The 21,140-nt window shown below is 74.1% G+C and carries 13 protein-coding genes; 6 read left to right on the forward strand and 7 right to left on the reverse strand.

Going from position 1 to position 21,140, the window contains the following annotated elements:
- Window positions 1–13: 13 nt before the first annotated feature.
- The 3 genes from trmB to OG594_RS03060 form a co-directional block, all read right to left on the reverse strand.
- The gene (gene trmB, locus OG594_RS03050) at window positions 14–760 is read right to left on the reverse strand and encodes a tRNA (guanosine(46)-N7)-methyltransferase TrmB (RefSeq protein WP_266602550.1); all 747 of its coding nucleotides are present in this window, start codon (window positions 758–760) and stop codon (window positions 14–16) included.
- A gap of 246 nt (window positions 761–1,006) precedes the next feature.
- Window positions 1,007–2,239 (reverse strand): L-2-hydroxyglutarate oxidase, encoded by a 1,233-nt coding sequence (gene lhgO, locus OG594_RS03055; protein WP_266594935.1) that lies wholly within the window; start codon window positions 2,237–2,239, stop codon window positions 1,007–1,009.
- Window positions 2,240–2,284: 45 nt separating this feature from the next.
- Window positions 2,285–4,111, reverse strand: a complete 1,827-nt coding sequence (locus OG594_RS03060) for a sporulation protein (RefSeq protein ID WP_266594936.1) — start codon at window positions 4,109–4,111, stop codon at window positions 2,285–2,287.
- Window positions 4,112–4,741: 630 nt separating this feature from the next.
- On the opposite strand from OG594_RS03060, the gene OG594_RS03065 reads away from it, so the two are divergent.
- The gene (locus OG594_RS03065; RefSeq protein ID WP_266594937.1) at window positions 4,742–6,967 is read left to right on the forward strand and encodes an asparagine synthase-related protein; all 2,226 of its coding nucleotides are present in this window, start codon (window positions 4,742–4,744) and stop codon (window positions 6,965–6,967) included.
- A gap of 90 nt (window positions 6,968–7,057) precedes the next feature.
- Here OG594_RS03065 and OG594_RS03070 read toward each other — a convergent pair whose 3' ends face one another.
- Complete coding sequence (locus OG594_RS03070; RefSeq protein WP_266594938.1) at window positions 7,058–8,362, reverse strand: MFS transporter; 1,305 nt, start codon at window positions 8,360–8,362, stop codon at window positions 7,058–7,060.
- Between the two features lie 145 nt (window positions 8,363–8,507).
- Here OG594_RS03070 and OG594_RS03075 point away from each other — a divergent pair, with 145 nt between their 5' ends.
- Window positions 8,508–9,014: a MarR family winged helix-turn-helix transcriptional regulator gene (locus tag OG594_RS03075; RefSeq protein ID WP_266594939.1), complete on the forward strand. Its 507-nt coding sequence runs from the start codon at window positions 8,508–8,510 to the stop codon at window positions 9,012–9,014.
- 49 nt (window positions 9,015–9,063) lie between these two features.
- Window positions 9,064–12,393 carry a BTAD domain-containing putative transcriptional regulator gene (locus OG594_RS03080; protein ID WP_266594940.1) on the forward strand — a complete coding sequence of 1,110 codons (3,330 nt, stop codon included), beginning with the start codon at window positions 9,064–9,066 and terminating at the stop codon, window positions 12,391–12,393.
- On the opposite strand, the gene OG594_RS03085 is transcribed toward OG594_RS03080, so the two are convergent.
- Together OG594_RS03085 and OG594_RS03090 are read right to left on the reverse strand one after the other, a co-directional pair.
- On the reverse strand, window positions 12,380–14,410 hold the full coding sequence (locus OG594_RS03085; RefSeq protein WP_266594941.1) for a sigma-70 family RNA polymerase sigma factor: 2,031 nt from the start codon (window positions 14,408–14,410) through the stop codon (window positions 12,380–12,382). The two genes, OG594_RS03080 and OG594_RS03085, sit on opposite strands and share 14 nt — an antisense overlap.
- A gap of 150 nt (window positions 14,411–14,560) precedes the next feature.
- Window positions 14,561–15,334 (reverse strand): TetR/AcrR family transcriptional regulator, encoded by a 774-nt coding sequence (locus OG594_RS03090; RefSeq protein ID WP_266594942.1) that lies wholly within the window; start codon window positions 15,332–15,334, stop codon window positions 14,561–14,563.
- Between the two features lie 338 nt (window positions 15,335–15,672).
- On the opposite strand from OG594_RS03090, the gene OG594_RS03095 reads away from it, so the two are divergent.
- Together OG594_RS03095 and OG594_RS03100 are read left to right on the forward strand one after the other, a co-directional pair.
- On the forward strand, window positions 15,673–17,091 hold the full coding sequence (locus OG594_RS03095; RefSeq protein ID WP_266594943.1) for an NAD(P)/FAD-dependent oxidoreductase: 1,419 nt from the start codon (window positions 15,673–15,675) through the stop codon (window positions 17,089–17,091).
- Window positions 17,092–17,226: 135 nt separating this feature from the next.
- Entirely contained in the window at window positions 17,227–19,053 is a 1,827-nt protein-coding gene (locus OG594_RS03100; RefSeq protein ID WP_266602552.1) for an ATP-binding SpoIIE family protein phosphatase, read from the forward strand.
- A 79-nt stretch (window positions 19,054–19,132) separates the two neighbouring features.
- Here the strand turns inward: OG594_RS03100 and OG594_RS03105 are convergent, their stop codons facing one another.
- A complete protein-coding gene (locus tag OG594_RS03105; RefSeq protein ID WP_266602554.1) occupies window positions 19,133–20,434 on the reverse strand; it encodes an MFS transporter in 1,302 nt (433 codons plus the stop codon).
- 125 nt (window positions 20,435–20,559) lie between these two features.
- Between OG594_RS03105 and OG594_RS03110 the strand changes: the two genes are divergently transcribed.
- Window positions 20,560–21,096: a MarR family winged helix-turn-helix transcriptional regulator gene (locus OG594_RS03110; protein ID WP_030733189.1), complete on the forward strand. Its 537-nt coding sequence runs from the start codon at window positions 20,560–20,562 to the stop codon at window positions 21,094–21,096.
- Window positions 21,097–21,140 lie beyond the last annotated feature (44 nt).

Raw genomic sequence — 21,140 nt, forward strand, 5'->3', positions numbered from 1 at the left:
CGCGGTGACCTTGTCAGTTCTCCGTGCGACGGAAGAGCAAGTCGTGTACGAGGTGGCCCTTGTCGAGGCCCTGGCCCTCGAAGCGGGTCAGCGGCCGGAAGGCGGGCCGCGGGGAGAAGCCGCCGTCGGGCTGGGTGTTCTCGAAGTCCTGGTGCGCGGTGAGCACTTCGAGCATCTGCTCGGCGTACGGCTCCCAGTCGGTCGCGCAGTGCAGTACGGCCCCGGGCGCCAGACGAGTGGCGGCCAGCGTCAGGAAGTCGGGCTGGATCAGCCGGCGCTTGTGGTGGCGGGCCTTGGGCCACGGGTCCGGGAAGTACACGCGGATGCCGGCCAGCGAGTCGGGCGGCAGCATCTCGCGGAGCAGGATGATGGCGTCGCCGTTGGCCACCCGGACGTTGGTCATCCCGCCGCGCTCGGCGAGGGCGAGCAGGTTGCCCTGCCCGGGGGTGTGCACGTCGGCGGCGAGGATCCCGGTGCCGGGGTCGTCGGCGGCCATCTGGGCCGTGGCCTCGCCCATGCCGAAGCCGATCTCCAGGACGACCGGGAGGCCGTCGAAGAGCTCCTCGAGGTCGAGGACCCGGTGGCCGTCGATGTCCAGGCCCCAGGTGCCCCACAGGCGCTTCAGGGCCTCGCCCTGGCCGGTGGTGACCCGGCTGCGCCGGGGCTGGAAGCTGCGGATCCGCCGCTCGTGGTGCGAGCCGGCCGGGTCCGGCGAAGGCCCGTCGGGGAAGCGGGGCTCGGTGCGCCACTTGGGCGGCACGTACGCGTTCGTCTCCGGTGCGGCGTCCGGGAGGCGGGGCGACTGGGGGTTCAGGGACTCAGACACAATGCGCTGATTCTACGACGGGGGTCAGCGCGGTCGCCCGTCCTGGGGCTCCGGCCGGTCCCCGGTCCTCGAACGCCGGACGGGCTGAAATCCAGCCCGTCCGTCGCTCGAGGACCGGGTCGGGGAGAAGGCTCCGCGCAGCGGGAGGTTCGCGGCCGGCGGCCCGGGCTTCGGGTCCGCTCAGGCCGAGCCCAGGGTCCGCAGGGCGCGGGTGGCGATCTCCCTGCCGATCGGGAGGGACGCGGTCGCGGCGGGCGAGGGGGCGTTGAGGACGTGGACCGTACGCGGGGCGTCGCGGATCAGGAAGTCGTCCACCAGGGTGCCGTCGCGCAGCACGGCCTGGGCGCGGACCCCGGCCTCGGCGGGCCGCAGGTCGGCGGCGGTGACGGCCGGCAGCAGGCGCCGCACCGCCCGGGTGAAGGCCTGCTTCGACAGCGAGCGGTGGATCTCGCCCGTCCCGTACCGCCAGTGCCGTGCGGCCATGCGCCAGGAGCCCGGCCAGGCGAGCTCGTCGGCGATGTCCCCGGGCCGCACCGTCGACCAGGCGTAGCCCTCGCGGGCCAGCGCGGGCACGGCGTTGGGGCCGACGTGGACGCCGCCGCCGATGCCCCGGGTCAGGTGCACCCCGAGGAAGGGGAACGCCGGGTCGGGCACCGGGTACACCAGGCCCCGGACCAAGTCCGGCCGCGCCAGGTCGTAGTACTCGCCACGGAAGGGGATGATCCGCATGCCCGGGTCGTCCCCGGCGAGGCGGGCGACCCGGTCGCACTGGAGGCCCGCGCAGTTCACCAGCACCCGCGCCCTGACCACCAGGCCGGACGTCGTGCGGACCGCCACGGCCGAGGCGCGCCGGGAGATCAGGTCCACGGCGCCGCCGTAGACGATCTCGGCGCCGGAGGACTCCGCGAGCTGGGCGCTCACCCGTCCGTAGTCGACGATCCCGGTGCTGCCGACGTGGATCGCCGCCAGCCCCCGCACCTCCGGCTCGTACTCCGTGATCTGCGCCGGGCCGAGCTCGCGCACCGGAATGCCGTTTTCCCGGCCGCGCTGGACCAGGGCGTGCAGCCGAGGCAGCTCCTCCCGCTCCGTGGCGACGATGAGCTTGCCCGTCACCTCGTGCGGAATCCCGTGCTCCGCACAGAACTTGACCATCTCCGCGGCCCCGCTCACCGCGAAGCGCGCCTTCAGGGAACCCGGGCGGTAGTAGATCCCGCTGTGGATCACCCCGCTGTTGCGGCCCGTCTGGTGCCGGGCCGGGCCCGACTCCTTCTCCAGGACCACGATCCTGGTCCCCGGAGCCAGGCGCGACAATGCATGCGCCGTCGACAGGCCGACGATCCCGCCGCCGATCACCAGCACATCGCAGTCCACGCCGCCACCCACGCTGACACCTCCCACCCCTGCATACTGCACCCCGGCACCGACAATGCGGCCACGCGGCCCCCCGGAAGTCGGGTCTTACGCCGGCGCCACCAACAGCGGCCGGGCCCGTTCCCGCAGCTCTGCTACACGCGGCTCGTCCCCGTACGGTTCCAGGCGGTGCAGCAGGTCCCGTACGTATTCGGTCGTCCGTGCCGAGGAGATCCTCCCCGCCACCTCCACCGCCCGGGTGCCCGCCGCGCACGCCGCGTCGAGATTGCCCGACTCCAGCTCGGCGACCGCGCTCACCACCAGCCGCAGCCCGTGCGACCGTACGTACTCCTCGGTGGGGCGCGACAGGGCTTGCTCGGTGAACCGCCGCACCTGCCGGGGCAGTTTCAGGTCCCGGTAGCATTCTGCGGCATCTGCCGCGAAACGGTCGTACGAGTAGAAACCCAGCCAGGTCGGATCCGGATCGCCCTCCCGGGACCGCTCCAGCCACCCCTCCGCCGCCCGCAGCGCGGCCCCGGCGGCCGTCGAATCGCCGGCCTTCGCGTGCGCCCGTGCCTCGACCAGCCGGAAGAAGCTCATGGTGCGGGCGGTGGCCAGGCCGCGGTTGCGCTCGACGGCCGCCTGCGCGAGGTCCACCCCCTCGTCGGGGAAGTCCCGGTAGGTCGCCTGCAGGGACATCGAGGCCAGCACGTAGCCGCCGAGCGGTACGTCCGCGGCCGCGCGGGCGAGCCGCAGCGCCTGGATGTAGTAGCGCTGGGCCGCTTCCTGCTGGCCGGTGTCGAAGGCCATCCACCCGGCCAGCCGGGTCAGCTCGGCGGTCGCGCCGAACAGCGCGCGGCCCACCTCGTCGGTGTACGAGCCGAGCAGCAGCGGCGCCGCGTCCACCCGCAGGCACTCGGGGACCATCGACGAACGCCAGTCCCCGCCGCCGTACTTGGAGTCCCAGCGGCGTGCGTCCTCGGCCGCCTCGCGCAACTTCGACACGTCGCTGTGGCCCACGCGCTGGCCGTGGTCGCGCGGCGTTTCGGGGCCGGGCTGGGCGGGCACAACGGTGGACGGCGGGCCTGTCGACGGTCCCACCATCGGGCCCGCCAGACCTGTCATCGGGCCGGTCGTGCGGCCGTCCGGGGAGGTCCGGGGACCTGGTGCTGCCGTCGCCTCGCGCGCCGGCGCGCCGTGAGGCGAGGGGGGCGTTGATACGGGGCTCTGGACCATGGAGTGCCGCGCCGCGCGGTCGAGCGCCGCGGAGGTGCCGGCCGTGGCGCTGCCGGCCGTCGGGTCGGCGATCGTCGCGCTGCCGGTCGCTGGGCTGTCGGTTGCCGCGTCGGCGGTTGCCGCGCCACCGGTTGCTCCGGCACCGGTCGTCGTCGCGTTGTCCGTCGTCGCGCCGGCGGTTGCCGCGTCACCGGCCGTGAGGTGCGCAGCCCGGCTGCCCGCCGGCTCCCTGGCCACCGAGCTGTCGGCGGGAGATATCAGCCAGCGCGAGGCGGGCGTCGCGTACGCCGCCACGGAGAACGAGCCCGCGAGCGACTGCCAGATCCCGCCGCCGCCGCGCCGCCCGGCGAGGTCGAGCCGGTACAGGTCGGTCGCCGAGCGCACCGCCGCGCCCACGTCGCGCGGGAAGGCCAGCCCGACCTCGGGTGCGGGGTCGGCGTCCGCCAGCCCGATCTCGTGCAGCGGCACCGGCCGCCCCAGCTTCGCGCCGATGGCGGCGGCGATCAGGTGCGGGGCGGCGCCCTGGGGCACCATCCCCTTCGACACCCACCGGGCCACCGACGTCTTGTCGTACCGAAGCGTCAGGCCGCGCTGTGCGCCGAGGTCGTTGACCCGCCGGGCCAGCCCTGCGTTGCTGATGCCCGCGAGGGCGAGGACGGCGCCGAGCTTCTCATTGGGCTCGCGGAGCTCCCTGGACATGCGCCACCCCTCGTCACACGCGGAACGCAGACGCCGCCGGGGCATAGGCGCCCGGCATTTCGTAAACCCAGCGTAGTTCCCCGCCTCCCAAGCGTTAAGGCCCTTACTTCCGTATGGCGGGATTGTTGTCCGTTTGCACAGTCCGCCCCGGGCCCGGAGCCGGGGCGCACGTGTCATCGCGTGCTCCGTCCGTGTGGCCGTGCGCCCGCCCGTGCGCTCTGGCCGGTCCCCGGACCCGGCGATTCGATGTGCGGTGCGTGGGTCGGCCCGCCGCCTGACCGGGCGGGTCGGGGGACGCCGCTGCCCCAATCCCCGCGGGTGGCGGAACGGTCCGGGGGGCGGATTGCGCCCTCCGGACCGCGCCCCCGCGCGGGGGCGCCGGCGGCCCGTGACGGCCCCTCCGGCGGCCGAAGAATGGCTGAAAGCGACCTATGGGGCGGTGGGAACGGAACGTCAAATACCGAGTAGCCGGCGCGTGTTCGTTTGCATGTGCGCCCCCTTTTGCCCCTCTCGCACGCCTGTCCCGTGGCAGCATGGACCCCGAGCCACCCGGGGTCCCGCGGCCGCGCCCTCAGCGCTGTCCGTGCTGCCTGTGCCCCGGTCATGTGCCCACGGGCTGGGGAGGCGGCGGTGCGCTGGTTGGTGGGTTGGAGCAGTATCGCCGCGAGCTTCGGCACGGCCGGAAGGGTCTCCGGTCAGACCTCCGCGCAGGCCTCCGGCCAGGGCGGATACGGCCAGAGCGGCTACGGCGTCTACGGCGACGGCGGCGCGCCCCTGCACGGCGGCCTCGCGGACGCCGCCCATCCGGACGACCCCGGCGCGGACGCGGAACGCACCGTCCACCCCGTCGGCGCACAACTGCTCTGGGGCGACCCCGACCCCCTCTGGGCCGTCGGCGACTGGCGCCCCGACGAGATCCGCACGCTCACCGCCGACCCCGCCGATCCCTTCACCCGGCTCGCCGTCCTCGGCTGCTGCGGCGCGACCGACGCCGAACTGCGCCGCGCCCTCTACGCCGCCCGCGGCGGCGCGCTGCGCCACCTCACCCAGTGGTCCGGCAGCTACACCGCCGTCGTCCAGGCCGGCCGCCGCATCACCGTCGTCGGCGACCTCGCGGGCGCCCGGCCCGTCTTCTACACCCCCTGGGCGAGCGGCACGGCGTACGCCACCGCCGCCCTCCCGCTCGCCGACCTCATCGAGGCCCAGCTCGACATCGGTCACCTCGCCGCCCTGCTGGCCTGCCCGGACAGTCCCGAAGCGCTGGGCGACGGCACACCGTACGCCGGGGTCCGGCGCATCCCGCCCGGGCACGCGCTCATCCTGCGCGAGGGCTCCCGCGAGATCACCGGCTACGAGCAGGTCGCCTCGCTCGCCGTGGCCGCCCCCGAGGTCGATGCCGAGCGCGCGGTGGAGGGCGTACGGGAAGCGTTGGTGGACGCCGTGCGCGCCCGGCTCACGGCTCCGCGGCATGCTCCCGACGCAGCTCCGCCGTACGATCCCGGCCCCGTGCCCGGAATGGGCCCCGCCGACCGGCGCGCGGCCCGCGGCGCCCCGGCCCCCGGGGTGGGCGCCGACCTCTCCGGCGGCAGCGCCTCCGCGACGCTTGCGCTGCTGGCGGCCGGTCTACCGGGGGCGCCGGGCAGCCTGCTGAGTCCCGCCGGGGCGCGGCTGCTGGCCGTCACCTTCAACGACCTGGCCACCCCGCAGGGGCGCGAGGCCGAACTGGAACGGGCCAGGGCCATCGCGGCCGACCCGCGCCTGCACCACGTCGTGGTGGCCGCCGCCGCGGAAGCCCTCCCGTACGCCGAACTCGACGGCCCGCTCACCGACGAGCCAGGCCCCTCGCTGGTCTTCGCCGCCCGCGAGCGGCGCCGGCTGGCCTCCGGCTCGGCCGACCACTTCACCGGCCACGGCGCCCGCCAGGTCCTCGACGCCCACCCGGCCCGCATGGCCGACCTCCTGATGGACCGCCGGCGGCGGCACCTGTTGCGCCCGGTGGCGGCGCTGGCCCGTTCGGCCTCCGCCTCCGGAGCTCCCGGGGAGTCCCTGCTGGTCCCGCTCACCGTGTACTCGGCGGCCCGAAGACTTGCCCGTACGACGTACCGCGCGGGCATGGAGGCCGCCGCGGCCCGGCTCCGCGCGGGCGGGGTCACCGAGAGGTCCTCCGGTCCGGTGGACGCTTCCCTCGCCGCCCTGACCTGGTCCCGCCCGGGACCGGCGGCGGGCTGGCTCACGGGGGAGGCACTGGCGGAAGTATCGATCCGCCTGACGGTCGCGGCCGGCCGCCCGCCGCTCTCGCTGCGGCCGGGGGAGGCCCGCGCCCGCTCGCTGCTCGCCCGCCACGCCGCCGACCACCGGGTCTTCGAGCAGGCGGTGGAGGTCCGTAGCCAGCGGCTGCACGCCCCCTTCCTGGACAACCAGGTCGTACGGGCCGCCCGCGCCCTGCCCGAGTCCCTGCGGGTCCAGCCAGGGGCCCGGGCCGCGATCTTGCGCAGCGTCCTGTCCTCGGCTGGGGTGCGGGAGTTCCCGCCGGGCTGGGGTGTCACGGACCGCGTGCCGAACGAGACGGCGACCCGGCTGGGGCTGCGCGCCGCCCTGAGCGACCTGCTGGACCTGTTCGCGTCGCCGCTGCTCGCGGACGCCGGGCTGATCGAGGCCCGGGTCGTGCGCCAGGCCTTGCTTGACGCGGCCGAAGGGCGTCCGGTCCCGCTGGACGGCCTGGCGGAACTGGTCTCGATGGAGCTGTGGCTGGGCCGTCTGCTGGCCCGGCGCGGCACCTGCTGGACGGGTACTTCCACGGCGCGGCGCCGGGCGGTGCCGGAGGGAGTCCCCGTGCACCGCCCGGCGCTGTCCTGACGGTCCTGTTCTCCGGAGGGGGCCGGTGGCCCCGGGTGGGTGGCTCCGGATCGGTCGCCCGGACTGGCGGCCAGGGCCGCCGGTCCCGGCTCAGGCGGTGAGCACCAGAGCGGTCGCGATCGCCGGGCCGAAGGCCCCGCCCAGCTGGTAGCAGAGGGCGAACAGGCCGATGGCCGTGGGGCGCTGGGGCTCGGGGGCGCTCGACGCGGCGTGCATCGACAGCACGGCGTTGGACCCGGTCGCCGCGAATATCCCGCCCAGGGTGGCGACCAGCAGCAGTGGGCCCCAGCTCGCGAACACCGCGATCGTCGCGGCCAGTGCTCCGACGCCGACGAGCACGGCGCGGACGGCCGCCCGGCTCATGCGCGCCGAGGCGGCGGCCAGCAGCCAGGAGAGCGCGGATCCGGTGAGCAGTGCCACGAGCTGACCGGTGCCCGCGGTGGTGGCGTCCCAGCCCGCCCGCTCGGTGAGCAGCCGGGGTACGGAGAACAGCAGGGTGAAGTACGAGCCCGAGAGCGCGAGGGCGAGCAGCGCGGAGCCGAGGAAGAGGGGCCGCCGGATCAGCGCGGCCGGTACGAAACCGTCGGGGCGCCGGCGTACGTGGAGTACGAGCAGGGTGGCGGCGAGTGCCGAGGAGCCGAGGGCTGCGGCCGGTGCGTGGGGCAGCAGGACCAGGGCGGTGGCGAGCGCCGTCAGCAGAGCGGCGCCGCGGGCGTCGAACGTGTCCTGAGGAGCGGCCACCGGGGCCGCCGGGGCCGACGGGGCCGCCGCGTACCGGCCCACCATGGGCACCGCCAGGATCGCGATCACGGACACGGAGAGCGAGAGCCGCCACGAGACGGCCTCGGAGAGCTGGGCGCCGAGGAGCGGGCCGGACGCACCGAGGATGCCGAAGCCGGCGCTGATCACGCCCATCCGGCGCGCCGAGCCGGCCAGGCTCATGGCGACCGCCGCCAGACCGGCGCCACCGGCGGCCTGCGTGGCCCGTCCGGCGAGGGTGAGCGGCAGCCAGGGGGACGCGGCGACGAGGAGGGTGCCGCCGACGAGGAGGGCGCCGGCCAGGTGGAGCGCTGCCCGCAGGCCCCGGCGGCGCAGCAGTCCGGCCAGCAGGGGGGTGCCGACCGCCATGGCCCAGGCGTAGGAGGCGACGAGCCAGGTGGCGGTCGAGGCGCTCACCCCGAGGGAGCGGGCCATGTCCGGAAGGATCAGGACGGGGGCGTTGGCCCCGGCGGCCATGGGGGTGGCCATCAGCGCCAGCCATAAGACGGGAACGGGGCCGACCCGGGGCGCGGTACGGGGAGCGGCGGCGGTGGCCTTGGCTGTGGTCGTGGCCTTGGCGGCTGTGGCGGCCGTGGCGGCCGTGGCCTTGGCCGTGGTGGCGTTGGTGGTGGTCATGGTGGCGCCCGCTCCGATCCATCTCAAGGCTGAGAATCTCAACGTTAAGATAAAAACATCGAGTCCTCTCAACGTCAAGTGTCTCAACGTTGAGATATTCTGCGGTGGGCGCGAGGGACGCGAGCGAGCGACGGAGGAACAGCGCATGAGCGACGCAGTGGACGCGATCGTCGGCCAGTGGACGGCGGAGCGCCCGGATCTGGCTGCCGGGCTGTGGCCGGTGGAGGTGGTGGCCCGCATCCAGCGGATGAACCGCGTCATCGACAAGCACCTGAAGGCCTTCGCGGCCGAGCACGAGTTGGAGGTGGGTGAGCTCGACATCCTCTTCACCCTCTGCCGCTCCGGCCCCCCGTACGCGCTGACCGCCGGCGCCCTCATCCCGGCCGCCATGGTCACCTCCGGCGCGATCACCAACCGCATCGACCGCATGGAGGCCAAAGGCCTGGTCGAGCGGGTGAGGGACGGTCAGGACCGCCGCACGGTGCGGATCCGGCTGACCGAGCGGAGCCTCGCACTGACGAACTCGATGATCACCGAGCACCTGGGCCGCTACGCGGAGCTGCTCGCCCCGCTGGATCCCGCCACGTGCGCCACGGTCGCCGAGGCCCTGCGCACGCTCCTGGAGGAGAACGGGGACACCTCGATCACCTGAGGCCCCGGCCGGGCGCCGCTCACCCCAACGCGCCGGGCAGAATTGCCCGGTGAGGTATCTCATCCTTGGTGTCACCGAGGCGCGCGACGAGAGCGGCGCCGCCCTCCCCGTGGGCGGCGCCCGGTTGCGCGCGCTCCTCGCCGCCCTCGCCCTCCGGGCCGGCCGCCCGGCCTCGGTCGCCGAACTCGTCGACGACGTCTGGGGCGACGACCCGCCCCAAGACGCCCCCGCCGCCCTCCAGGCACTCGTCGCCCGGCTCCGCCGCGCCCTCGGCAGCCGCGACGCCGTCCACTCCGCCCCCACCGGCGGCTATCTCCTGGCCGCCGCCCGCGACGACATCGACCTGCACCGTTTCGACCGGCTGGCGGTCCAGGGCGGCCAGGAACTGGCCACCGACCCGGCCGCCGCCTCCCGCACCCTGCGCACCGCGCTCGCCCTCTGGCGCGGACCCGCCTTCGCCGACCTGCCCGAGCCCGCCCGCGCCGCCCATGCGGCCGTCGCCGAGGCCCGCCGCTCCGGCGCCGTCCGCCACCGCATCGAGGCGGACCTGCGCAGCGGCGCCGCAGCCCCGGCCGCGCTCCTGCCGGAGATCGAGACGCTGGTCGACGAGTCCCCGTACGACGAATCGCTCCGCGCGCAGCAGCTCCGTGCCCTGCGCGCCGCCGGCCGCCCCGCGGAGGCGCTCGCCGCGTACGAGCGCACGCGCCGGGTCCTCGCCGACGGCCTCGGCACCGACCCGGGTCCCGAACTCGCCGCCCTGCACGCGGAACTCCTCAAGCCGCAGCCCTTCCAGCCGCAGTCCCTGCCCCCGCAGCCCTTCCAGCCGCAGTCCCTGCCTCCGCAGGCCCCGCAGCCCCGGCCCGAGGCGTCCGGCGTCATCGACGCCCCCGCGGCGCCCCGCGGGAACCTCCGCCCCCGCCTGACCTCCTTCGTCGGCCGCGAACCCGAACTGGCCGCCCTCCGCGGCGATCTGGCCCGCCTGCGCCTCGTCACCCTCACCGGCCCCGGAGGTTCGGGCAAGACCCGCCTCGCCGAGCACGCCGCCGCAGCCCATCCCGAAGCCGGCTGGATCGTCGAACTCGCCCGCCTGGACCAGCCCGCCGCCGTTCCCGGCGCCGTCCTCAGCGCCCTCGGTCTGCGCGAGAGCTCCCTCGTCACCCGCGAGACCCCGACCCCGGCCGCCACCGACCCCACGGCCCGCCTCGTCGAACACTGCGCCCACCGCAGCCTGCTGCTCGTCCTCGACAACTGCGAGCACGTCATCGGCGCCGCCGCCGAGCTCGCCGAGCGGCTGCTCACGCACTGCCCCGGTGTGCGGATCCTGGCCACCAGCCGCGAACCCCTCGGCGTCCCGGGGGAGACGGTCCGCCCCGTCGAGCCCCTGCCGCCCGACCCCGCCCACCAGCTCTTCGCCGACCGCGGTGCCGCCGCCCGCCCCGGTTTCAGCCCCACCGACGACCCGGCCGCCGTGGCCGAGATCTGCGCCCGACTCGACGGTCTGCCGCTGGCGATCGAGCTGGCCGCGGCCCGGCTGCGGCTGCTCACCCCGCGCCAGATCGCCGACCGCCTCGACGACCGCTTCCGGCTCCTGACCAGCGGCGCCCGTACCGTCCTGCCCCGCCAGCAGACCTTGCGCGCGGTCGTCGACTGGTCCTGGGAGCTGCTCGACGAGGCCGAGCGCACCGTCCTGCGCCGGCTGTCCGTCTTCGCCGGCGGCTGCGACCTCGCCGCCGCCGAGGCCGTCTGCGCCGACCCGTCCGACCCCGCCCGCGACGCCTCGTACGACCCCGCCGACGTCCTCGGCTCCCTCGTCGACAAGTCCCTCGTCCTGGCCGAACCGGACCAGGGCCACGGCGACCACGGCGGCCCCGGCATGCGCTACCGCATGCTCGAAACCATCCACGAGTACGCCGCCGAGCGCGCCGCCGCCCACCCCGCCGACGCCCGGGCCACCGCCCGCCGCCACGCCGCCCACTACCTCGCCTTCGCCGAGGAAGCCGAACCCCTGATCCGCTCCGCCGCCCAGCTCCCCTGGATCCGGCGCGTCGAGACCGAGCTCGACAACCTCCGGGCCGCCCTCCACAGCACCGTCGTCGAGAACGCCGACACCGAGGCCGGCGAGCGCCTCGTCTTCGCCCTCGGCTGGTTCTGGTGGCTGCGCAACTACCGCGCCGAAGGCGCCGAGTGGACCACCCGGACCCTCGCCCTCACGCCCGAGGTTCCTCCCGAGGGCACCCCCGCGTACTGGCGCTTCATGCGCCTGCTCGTCCTCGACATGTTCCTTCTCGCGGAGAGTAATTCCGCCGAGAAGTTCCGTACATCCGACTACCGGGACCTCGCCACCCGCATCAAGGAAACCTTCCGGCACGGCTCCCCGGAGACCACCCGCTTCCCCGGGATGCTCTGGCCCGCGACGACCTTCCTCACCGGCACCTCCCTCGACTTCCACGCCGACCTCGACCGGTCCGTCGCGAACTGCCGTGTCCACGCCGGGGAATGGGAACTGGGCATCGTCCTCATGCTCCGCGCCCACGTCGCCATCGACGTCACCGGAGGCCTCGCCGACGTCGACGCCGACCTGGCCGAGCTCCACGAGCTCGCCCATCGCGTCGGTGACCGCTGGACCCGTGCCCAGGTGGCGAGCGCCGCCGGGGAAGTCGCCCTCTCGCGCGGCCGGTACGCCGACGCGCGCATCGAGTACGAGGAGTGCCTGCGCCTGGCCCGCGAGGTCGGGGCCAGCGTCGAGGCGCCCTTCGCCATGGCCCGGATCGCCGAGACCGCCTACTGCGCGGGGGACCTCGACGACGCCGAGCGGCTGCTGGCGGCGGCCGAGAAGGAATCCGACCGGTACGGCGGGGTGTACGACGTCAGCACCTTCGCCCGGCTCCTCGCCGCCCTCGTCGCCCTCCAGCGCGGCGACGGGGCCCGGGCCCGCCGGGAGTGCGACCGGGCCCGCGCCGAGGCCGAACGGTTCACCGTGCCCGCCCAGCTCACCGCCGGCCTGGCGACCGTCGACGCCGTCCTCACCGGCCGCGAACAGGGCCCGGTGCCCGCTCTGACCAGGATCGGCCCGGCCTTGGCCGACGCCGTCGAGGCCCGGTGCGCCGAGCGGGTCCTGGCCGGCATGGCCGAGGCCGCGGCCCTGCTGCTGGCCGACGCCGACCGGCCGGCCGAGGCCGTACGGGCCCTCGCGGCGGCCACCGCCTGGCGTGCGGGGCATCCGCGCTCGGTGCCGGAGCACGGCGCCGTGGACGGCCTCCCGGAGCGGACCCGCGCCCTGCTCGGCCCGGACCGCTACGGCCGGGAGGAGGAGGCCGGCGCCGCGCTCACCCCGGCCGCCCTCGCCGCGACGCTGACCACGGCGTTCAGCGGCAGCTGATCACGGCGTCGGCCCAACTCGCCAGCGTCGGCAGTCTGCCCGGCCCGGCCTTCTCGACCACCAGCCGCAGCGACTTGCGTCCCGCGAGGGAGACCTGCACGGATGCGGGCGGGTCCTCGTGCCCGAGGGCGCCGGACTGCCACACCCGCTCCCCGTCGGCGTACACCGAGAAGCGCACCGCACCGTCCGTGAACAGCGACAGGCCGTCCACCCCCGCTCGTGCCGAGAAGCTCGTGCACTGCCGGTTGAGGGTGACTTCCACCGAGGACCGCGAGTTCACGGTGATGCCGTGCGCGAAGCGCCGGCCGCCCACCTCCAACCCGTGCCGCTGCCACACCCAGCCGCTGCGCCAGGTCTGCAGTTCCGGGCCGCTGTGGTCCCCGTGGACCGAGTGGGCGAGCCCGGCCAGCTGGAACCCCTGCGGCGGCTTCGGGGGCGGCGTCGGTGTCGGTGTCGGCTTCGGTGAGGGCCGTTCCGGGGACGGCGTGGGGGAGGCCTTCTCCCGACTCGGCGAGGACGAAGGCGAAGGCGAGGAGGACGAGGAGGGCGCGGGACCGGGAGCGGTGGAGGCCGAGGCCGCGGCCGAGGACGTCGGCCCGGGCCGCGGAGCTACGGAGCCCTGTACCGCCTGCGGCTCCTGCGCGGGCGGATCCGGCTCGGCCGGGGCCGAAGTCGCGGCAGGAGCCTTCGCCGCCGAAGGCGCTGACGGGACCGCCGGCGCCGCCACACTGGGCGCGGGCTTGGCCCGGGCCCCCGGCTCGGTGTCGTCCCCGGCCAGCGCGAACACCACCCCGGCGGCCGCGGCCACCGCGATCCCGGCGGCGATGGCGGCCTTGGCCGGCAGCCCGAGCCCTTCGGCGGCCACGGAACCCCCGGCCCCGCCGCCCGCCCCGGCAGCCCCACCCCCGGCACCTCCCGCGGCACCGGCCGTCCCGGCTCCCGCGGTCGAACCACCGGCGGCAGCCGCGGCGGCCCCGCCCGCGGCGACGGCCCCACCGGCCAGCACTCCGGCGGCCTTGCCCGCGTACCCGGCGGCGAACCACCCGATGACCGCGACCGGAAGCAGCGCCGGAATGCCCGCGTTGACGTCCTGGAGCTCCCCGGCGGCCAGCCGGCACTTCACGCACTCCTCCAGGTGCTTGCGCAGCCCGCGCTCCGCCCGCATCCGCAGCCCGCCCCGCGCGTAGGCGCCCAGCCGGTCCGCGTACCGCGCGCAGTCGCCGCCCTCGCTCAGCGCCGAACTCACATGGGCCTGCAAATACGCCTGCTTGAGCCCTTCCCGAGCCCGACTGGCCAGCACGGCCGTCGCGTTGGCGCTCAGCCCGAACAGTGGCGCGATCGAGCTCGGCGACGCCTCCTCGACGGTGGTGTGCCACAGCACGGCCTGCCACCGCTCGGGCAGGCTGCGGAAGGCCTGCATGGCGAGCGACCGCTCGGCCTCGTGCATGGCCCGGACGTCCGCCCCCAGTTCGAGCGTGTCGTCCCTGGAGAGCCCGGAGAGTCCGGAGAGCCCGGACGGAGCGGCCCCGCCCTCCGTACCCGTGGACGCCTGCTCGGCGAAGACGGCGAAGTCCTCGACCAGTTGCTCGCGCTTGGCGGTCTTCGCCCAGGCCGCGGCGACCCTGCGCACGGTGGTCAGCAGATAGGCCCGCACCGACTGGTCCGGCCCGGCCCCGCCCCGCACCGCTTGCAGGGTCCGCGCGAACACCTCGGCGGTCAGGTCGTCGGCGGTGTGCGCGTCCCGGCAACAGGACCGGGCGTAGCGGCGCACGGAATCGGCGTGCCGACGGAACAGCTCTTCGTACGCTCCGTCGTCGCCGCCCCGCATCCGGGCGATCAAGTCCCCGTCGGACGGCGGCAGCTCGCCGCCGGTGCCGCCGGGTCCGGAAGAGCCCGAGGGGCGTGCGTGTCGCCCACCCGGGTCGCGCTGCGCCGGCACCTGTCGTGCGGGCAGACTGCCCGCCTCCACCTCGCTGCCGCCGCCACCGCGCGGCTCTTCCCGACCGTCAACGCTCATCGCGGAGACTCCCGCACGACACACTCAACCGGTACACCGGTCAAGCGTGTCACACGGGGGACGGGCACCGGACCCCTCTGCGCGCCATCCACCCGTCCGGGCACGTGCCGGCGAATCGCCCTATCGGACCCTCGCCGGCACCCGCCGAGGTCACGCCGTCCGGGACCGCAGCCCTTCGAGCAGGATGTCGAGCAGCCGCGTCGAGGCCGCCGCCTGCTGCGCCGGGTCGGGCAGCGCGGGCGCCGCCGTTGCTATCACGAGCAGCACATCGGCCACGGTGACATCGGCACGCAGTTCACCGGCCTCCCGCGCCCGGTGCACCAGCCGGCCGACGACCTCCAGCAGCGCACCCGCACCCGCGTCGTCCGAGGGCTCGTTCTCTACGGAGCCGCGCGCACCCAGGACCCGCAGGTCGGGAGTCCCGGCGGCCGGCACGGCCTGCCGCTGTTGCGGAACCCGAGCGGCTTCCACCTCTTCGGCCTCGTCCTCGACGGTCGAGCCGACCCGCAGGACCTGCGGCGGCAGCAGCCGCCCGGCGCCCGAGGCCACGGAGGTGCGCAGGAAGCGCGACAGTGCCTGCCACGGCTCCTGCTCCTGGCCCAGCGCGGCCGTGGCCTGCTCGGTCAGTCGCGCGGTCTCTTCCTCGGCTATGCGCCGCACCAGGACGTCCTTGCTCGGGAAGCGTCGGTACACGGTGCCGACACCGACCCGGGCGCGGCGAGCCACGTCCTCCATCGGAGCCCCGTAGCCCAGCTCGCCGAAGACCTCGCGGGCCGCCCGCAGAACGTGCTCCAGGTTGCGCTGGGCGTCGACGCGCAGCGGCGTGGACCGGCCTACACCGTGCGTGGTGCCGCCCGCGATGCCGCGTCCGTTGCTCTCGACCGAGAGCGTGGTCGCAGAACCATGGAAATCGGAAATGTTCATATGTATCCCCCGGTAATCATTTGTCTCCCCCCGGAGACACTCCCCGCCTTCACGTCGAGGGGGCCACGGTCTCAGGCCCGGTCCTACTCCTCGACGAGATACGAACATAGTTGAGCCAGAGTCAATTCAGAAGAGGCAGCCCCGGACGGAGCACCGCCCGATCGGAGCATTCACCCCCACTTTTCCGATCCGTGCCTCCGGAATCTCACATTCCGTATACCCTGACCTGCACATTTTCGCCACAAGCTGACGTCCTCTTGCACTCCGCCCCAGCGTTCACTCCGGTCACACAATTTGCCGGGCCTGTGGACAAACTCCCAGCCACGTTGCGTCATGGGATGGTGAAGGCTGCTAACTCCCGGGGCACGGCCCCCGGTACCCCGCCCCGTACGCGCATCCTGATCGTCGGCGGCGGCTACGTCGGCATGTATACGGCGCTCCGCCTCCAGCGAAAGCTGAGAGCCGGCGAAGCCGAGGTCACGGTGGTCACCGCAGAGCCCTACATGACGTACCAGCCCTTCCTCCCCGAAGCGGCCGCGGGCGCGATCTCCCCCCGGCACGTCGTGGTCCCGCTGCGCCGCGTCCTCAACAAGTGCCGCATCGTCATCGGCGAGGCCCAGCGCATCGACCACGCCAAACGGACCGTGACCGTCAAGACCCTCGCCACCCCCGACGAGGGCACCGGCCCCGTCGAGATGGAGTACGACGAACTCGTCCTCGCCCCGGGCTCCATCTCCCGCACCCTCCCCGTCCCGGGACTCGCCGACTACGGCATCGGATTCAAAACGGTCGAAGAGGCCATCGGACTGCGCAACCACGTCATCGAACAGATGGACATCGCCTCCTCCACCCGCGATCCCGGCCTCCGCGACGCCGCCCTCACCTTCGTCTTCGTCGGCGGCGGCTTCGCGGGCGTCGAAGCCCTCGGCGAGCTCGAGGACATGGCCCGCTACGCGGCGCGGTACTACCACAACATCAAGCCCGAGGACATGAAGTGGGTCCTCGTCGAAGCCAGTGACCGGATCCTCCCCGAGGTCGGCCCCGAGATGGGCGTCTACACGGTCCGCGAACTGCGCCGGCGCAACATCGACGTGCGCCTGGAGACCCGGCTCGAATCCTGCGAGAACCGCGTCGCCGTCCTCAGCGACGGCGCCCGCTTCCCCACCCGCACCATCGTGTGGACCGCCGGCGTCAAACCGCACCCCGTCCTGGCCGCCTCCGACCTCCCCAAGAACGAACGCGGCCGCCTGGCCTGCACCTCCTTCCTCACCATCGAAGGAGTCGAGCACGCCTGGGCCGCCGGCGACGCCGCCGCCGTCCCCGACATCACCGCGGGCGAGAAGGGCCGCGAATGCGCCCCCAACGCCCAGCACGCCGTCCGCCAGGCCAAGGTCCTCGCCGACAACCTCCTCGCCGCCCTCCGCGACGAGGTCCTGACCGAGTACGCCCACAAGTACGCGGGCTCGGTCGCCTCGCTCGGCCTGCACCGGGGCGTCGCCCACATCTACGGACGCAAGCTCAAGGCCTACCCGGCCTGGTTCATGCACCGCGCCTACCACCTCAGCCGCGTCCCCAGTTTCAATCGCAAAATGCGCGTCCTTGCCGAATGGACCCTCTCCGGCCTCTTCAAGCGTGAGATCGTCTCCCTGGGTTCCCTCGAACACCCCAGGGCAGAATTCGAACTGGCCGCAGGCGGCGGCCCCAAGCCACCTCCACCGCCCCCCGCCCCCAACCCCCCGAAGAACGGCCAGGGCTGACGTTGTCAGTGCGGTCGGCCACACTGGACGTGTGACCATAGGTGCGCTCACCCCTGCACAGAGTGACATCGTCCAGTCAGCGACCGCCCACGAGCGACACAGCGACCACTCGCGACACCACGAGGCTTGAACGCAGTGAACTTCACGCGCTGGAGCGCCCGGTTCCCCGGAACGCAGCGCCGCGCCGCCGCCCGGTCCGAACACGCCGCCGCCCAGGCCAAACGAGGTGAAGGCGCGGTCCCGGCAGCCCGCGGCGGCCGCGCCGACCCCGGGGCCGAGCGGTCCGCGCCCGCCGACGGCCAGCCCGCCGACCCCACGGTCTCCGGGACTGGAAGCGGCCACGGCAATGGCGGCAGCACAGGTACAGGTACAGGCACAGGCGCGTCCACGTCCCCGGCCGCGTCCCCGCCCGGGCGGGGAGGCGTCCTCACCACCGTGCCCTCCCTCGACGAGCTCTCCGTACGCGAGGTCCTCGGCCGGCTCCCCGCCCTGGTCGCCCTCGTCCACGGCCCCGAGCACCGCGTCGCCTACGTCAACGACGCCTACACCGCCGGCTTTGGCACCCGCACCCCCGGCGCCCCGGCCCACGAGGCCCTCCCCGAACTCGGCGAGCTCGGCCTCCTCCCGCTCCTCGACCAGGTCCAGCGCAGCGGCAAGTCCCGCACCGCCAAGAACCGCACCGCACCGGGCGGCGGCAGCTCGTACACCGTCACCTGCACCCCCGTCGAGTTCCCCGAGTCCGACACCGAGGGCGAGCCCGACCCCCACCACACCGGCGTCCTGATCCACCTCGCCGACGTCACCGACCACGCCGAAGCCGTCGAGCGCCTGCGCGCCAGCGAGCGCCGCCAGCGCGAGGCCGCCGTCACCCTCCAGCGCTCCCTCCTCCCCCAGGAGCTGGAACAGCCCGACGACCTGCGCATCGCCGCCACCTACCAGCCCGGCGGCACCGAAGCCGCCGTCGGCGGCGACTGGTACGACGTCATCACCCTCGGCGCCGGCCGCACCGCCCTCGTCATCGGCGACGTCATGGGCCGCGGCGTGCGCGCCGCCGCCGTCATGGGCCAGCTGCGCACCGCCGTCCGCGCCTACGCCCGCCTCGACCTGCCCCCGCACGAGGTGCTCCAACTCCTCGACGGCCTCGCCGCCGAGATCGACGCCAGCCAGATCGCCACCTGCGTCTACGCCGTCCACGACCCCAACGAGGGCCTGCTCGCCTACGCCTCCGCCGGCCACCTCCCGATCCTGGTCCGAGACGAGGACGGCACCGTACGCAGAGCCGCCGACCCCACCGGCCCACCGCTCGGCACCGGCGGTTGGCTGCACACCTCGGGCACCATCGCGCTCGGCCCCGGCTCCACCGCCGTCCTCTACACCGACGGCCTGGTCGAACGCCGGGGCGAGGACATCGACGAGGGCGTCGCCGCCCTCGAACGCGCCCTCTCCGGCGCCCAGGGCACCCCGGCCGTCATCTGCGACCGCCTGATGCGCGCCCTCGGCGTGGACGCCGACCACGACGACGACGTCGCCGTGATGGTCCTCCAGCAGCCGGCCCGCACCGGATCCGACGCCGAGCTCTTCCACAACGCCGCCCTGGAACTCCTCGGCGGCATCGAGGCGGCCCCGCGCGCCCGAGCCTTCGCCCAGGGCGTCCTCGCCTCCTGGCGGTTCCCCGTCGAGCTCTGCGACCTCGGCGTCCTGGCCGCCAGCGAGCTCGTCGCGAACTCCCTCCAGCACGGCACCCCGCCCATGCGGCTCCGGCTGCGCCGCACCGACCGCCGGCTGATCATCGAGGTCACCGACGGGGACGACCACCTCCCGCGCCGCCGCCGCGCCGAACCGGCCGACGAGACCGGCCGCGGCATCTCGATCATCGCGACCATCGCCTCCGCCTGGGGCTCCCGCCGCACCCCGGGCGGCGGCAAGGCCGTCTGGTGCGAATTCGCGCTGCCGGACAAGTAACCGAACAGCGGGAAGCAGGAAGGCCCCGATCCACCCGGACCGGGGCCTTCCTGCTTCCCGCACATATATACGTACGTCTCTACGCGTGCACGCGCTCCACGACGACGTCCCCGGTGGCCACCTCGGCGACGGGGCCGCCCTGCGCCACGACCCTGCTCGCCACCCACGGGTTGTCCTGCATCGGACTCAGCCGCCTGCCGAGCCGCAGCGCGAGGGCGGCGATCCCGAGCGACACGAACACGAAGACCCCGATGTAGAGCATCGGAACCCCCGCACCGAGCGGCACCCCGAGCGGCCCCAGCGCCAGCGCCATCTGCTTGACCAGTGCGAAGGCCGAGTTGTACTGACCCACCGAGCCCTCGGGCGCCAGGTCGGCCACCAGCGGCGCCAGGGTCGGCGACAGCATGGCCTCGCCGATGCCGAAGAGCGCGTACGTGGTGACGAACGCCGCGGCGGCCATCACGGCGCTGCCGTGACCCAGCCCCGAGAACCCGGCGATGACCCACGCCACGGTCCAGATCAGTCCGACGAGCGCGATCACCCGGGACCGGCGGCGCTTCTCGACCAGCCGGAGCACGACGAACTGCGCGACGACGATCGCACCGGTGTTGGCCGCGAGCGCGAAGCCGAGCGTGGAGGGGGAGATCCCGGCGGCCTCGGTACCGAAGGCGGCCAGACCCGACTCGAACTGTCCGTAGCAGGCGAAGAACACCACGAAGCCCAGCACGCACAGCTGCACCATGGCCTTGTGGCGGAGCAGCCGCTTCCAGCCGCTGCCGCCCGACTGGGACGGGTCCTTCGGCACGGCGTCCTTGATGCTCGGCACCTGCGGCAGCCGCACGCTGAGGATCACGCCGGCCAGCACCAGGAACATCACGGCCTCGATGCCGAACAGCAGGGTGAAGCTGCCGGGCCGGCTCTCGTCGACGATCTGGCCGCCGAGCAGACCGCCGATGCCCAGACCCAGGTTCTGCATGAAGAACTGCAGGGCGAAGGCACGGGTCCGGGTGGACGGCGTGGAGCACCACACGATCATCGTGGCCAGCGCGGGCTGCATCACGGCCTGCCCGGCGCCGAGCGCCAGAGCGGAGAGCAGGATCGCCGCGGTGTTGGTGGAGAGCCCGAGCGAGAGCGCACCGACCGAGGCGGTGACGGACGCCCCGATGACCACGGGTACCGGACCACGTCGGTCGATGACCCGACCGGTGAAGGGCAGCGCGACGAGAGCGCCCAGCGCGAAGGCCACGAACGCGCACGTGGCGGCCATGGAACCCAGCTCTCGCACCTGCGCCACATAGATGTAGAGGAACGGAACCGTGAAACCGATGCCGAACGCGGTCAGCGCGTTCCCGGCCTGGATCCGCTGCATCGCAGCGCCCATCACCTTGGTCACTTCTCACCTGCCCTTGAGACCTGAAGCCTGAAGACTTCATAGCTAAACTTCAAGCCTTAACAGTACACATCGAAGGAGTTAGATGCCAACGAGCTCGTGCGATACTTCGACCCATGGGTGACACCCCCGACGGCACTGCCGCCGTCCACGAGCCGAGCCTCGACGAACAGATCGCCGTCTATCAGCGCGAGTTCCAGGACCTGGACCCCCAGGTCGAGAAGGTCGTCTCGGCACTGAGCCGCCTGAACCGCCGCATGAACGTCGCGTACGGCCGCCAGACGGCGGCCCTGGGCATCAGCAACGCGGAGTGGGAGGTCCTCAAGGCCCTCGTCATCTCCGGCGCCCCCTACCGGATGGGCCCGAGCGAACTGGCGAAGCAGCTGGGCCTCACGCCGGCAGCGATGACCCACCGGATCGACCGGATGACGGCGGAGGGCCTGGTCACGCGCGAGCGGGACGAGTCCAACCGGGTCCGCGTGATCGTGGAGCTCACCGACGAGGGCCGCAGCAAGTGGCTGGACGCGATGCGCGCGGCCACGGTCTTCGAGGAGGACCTCCTCCAGGACCTCTCCACCGCAGAGCGCGGGGTGCTCGGCGACATGCTCGCCCGCCTGCTGGATCGCGTGGAAGACCTCCAGTCACCCAGCTGACCACCGGGGTTGACACGAGCCCGGCAGGTCCGTAAGGTTCTTCG

The sequence above is a fragment of the Streptomyces sp. NBC_01214 genome (genome assembly GCF_026340975.1).
Taxonomy (GTDB): Bacteria; Actinomycetota; Actinomycetes; order Streptomycetales; family Streptomycetaceae; genus Streptomyces.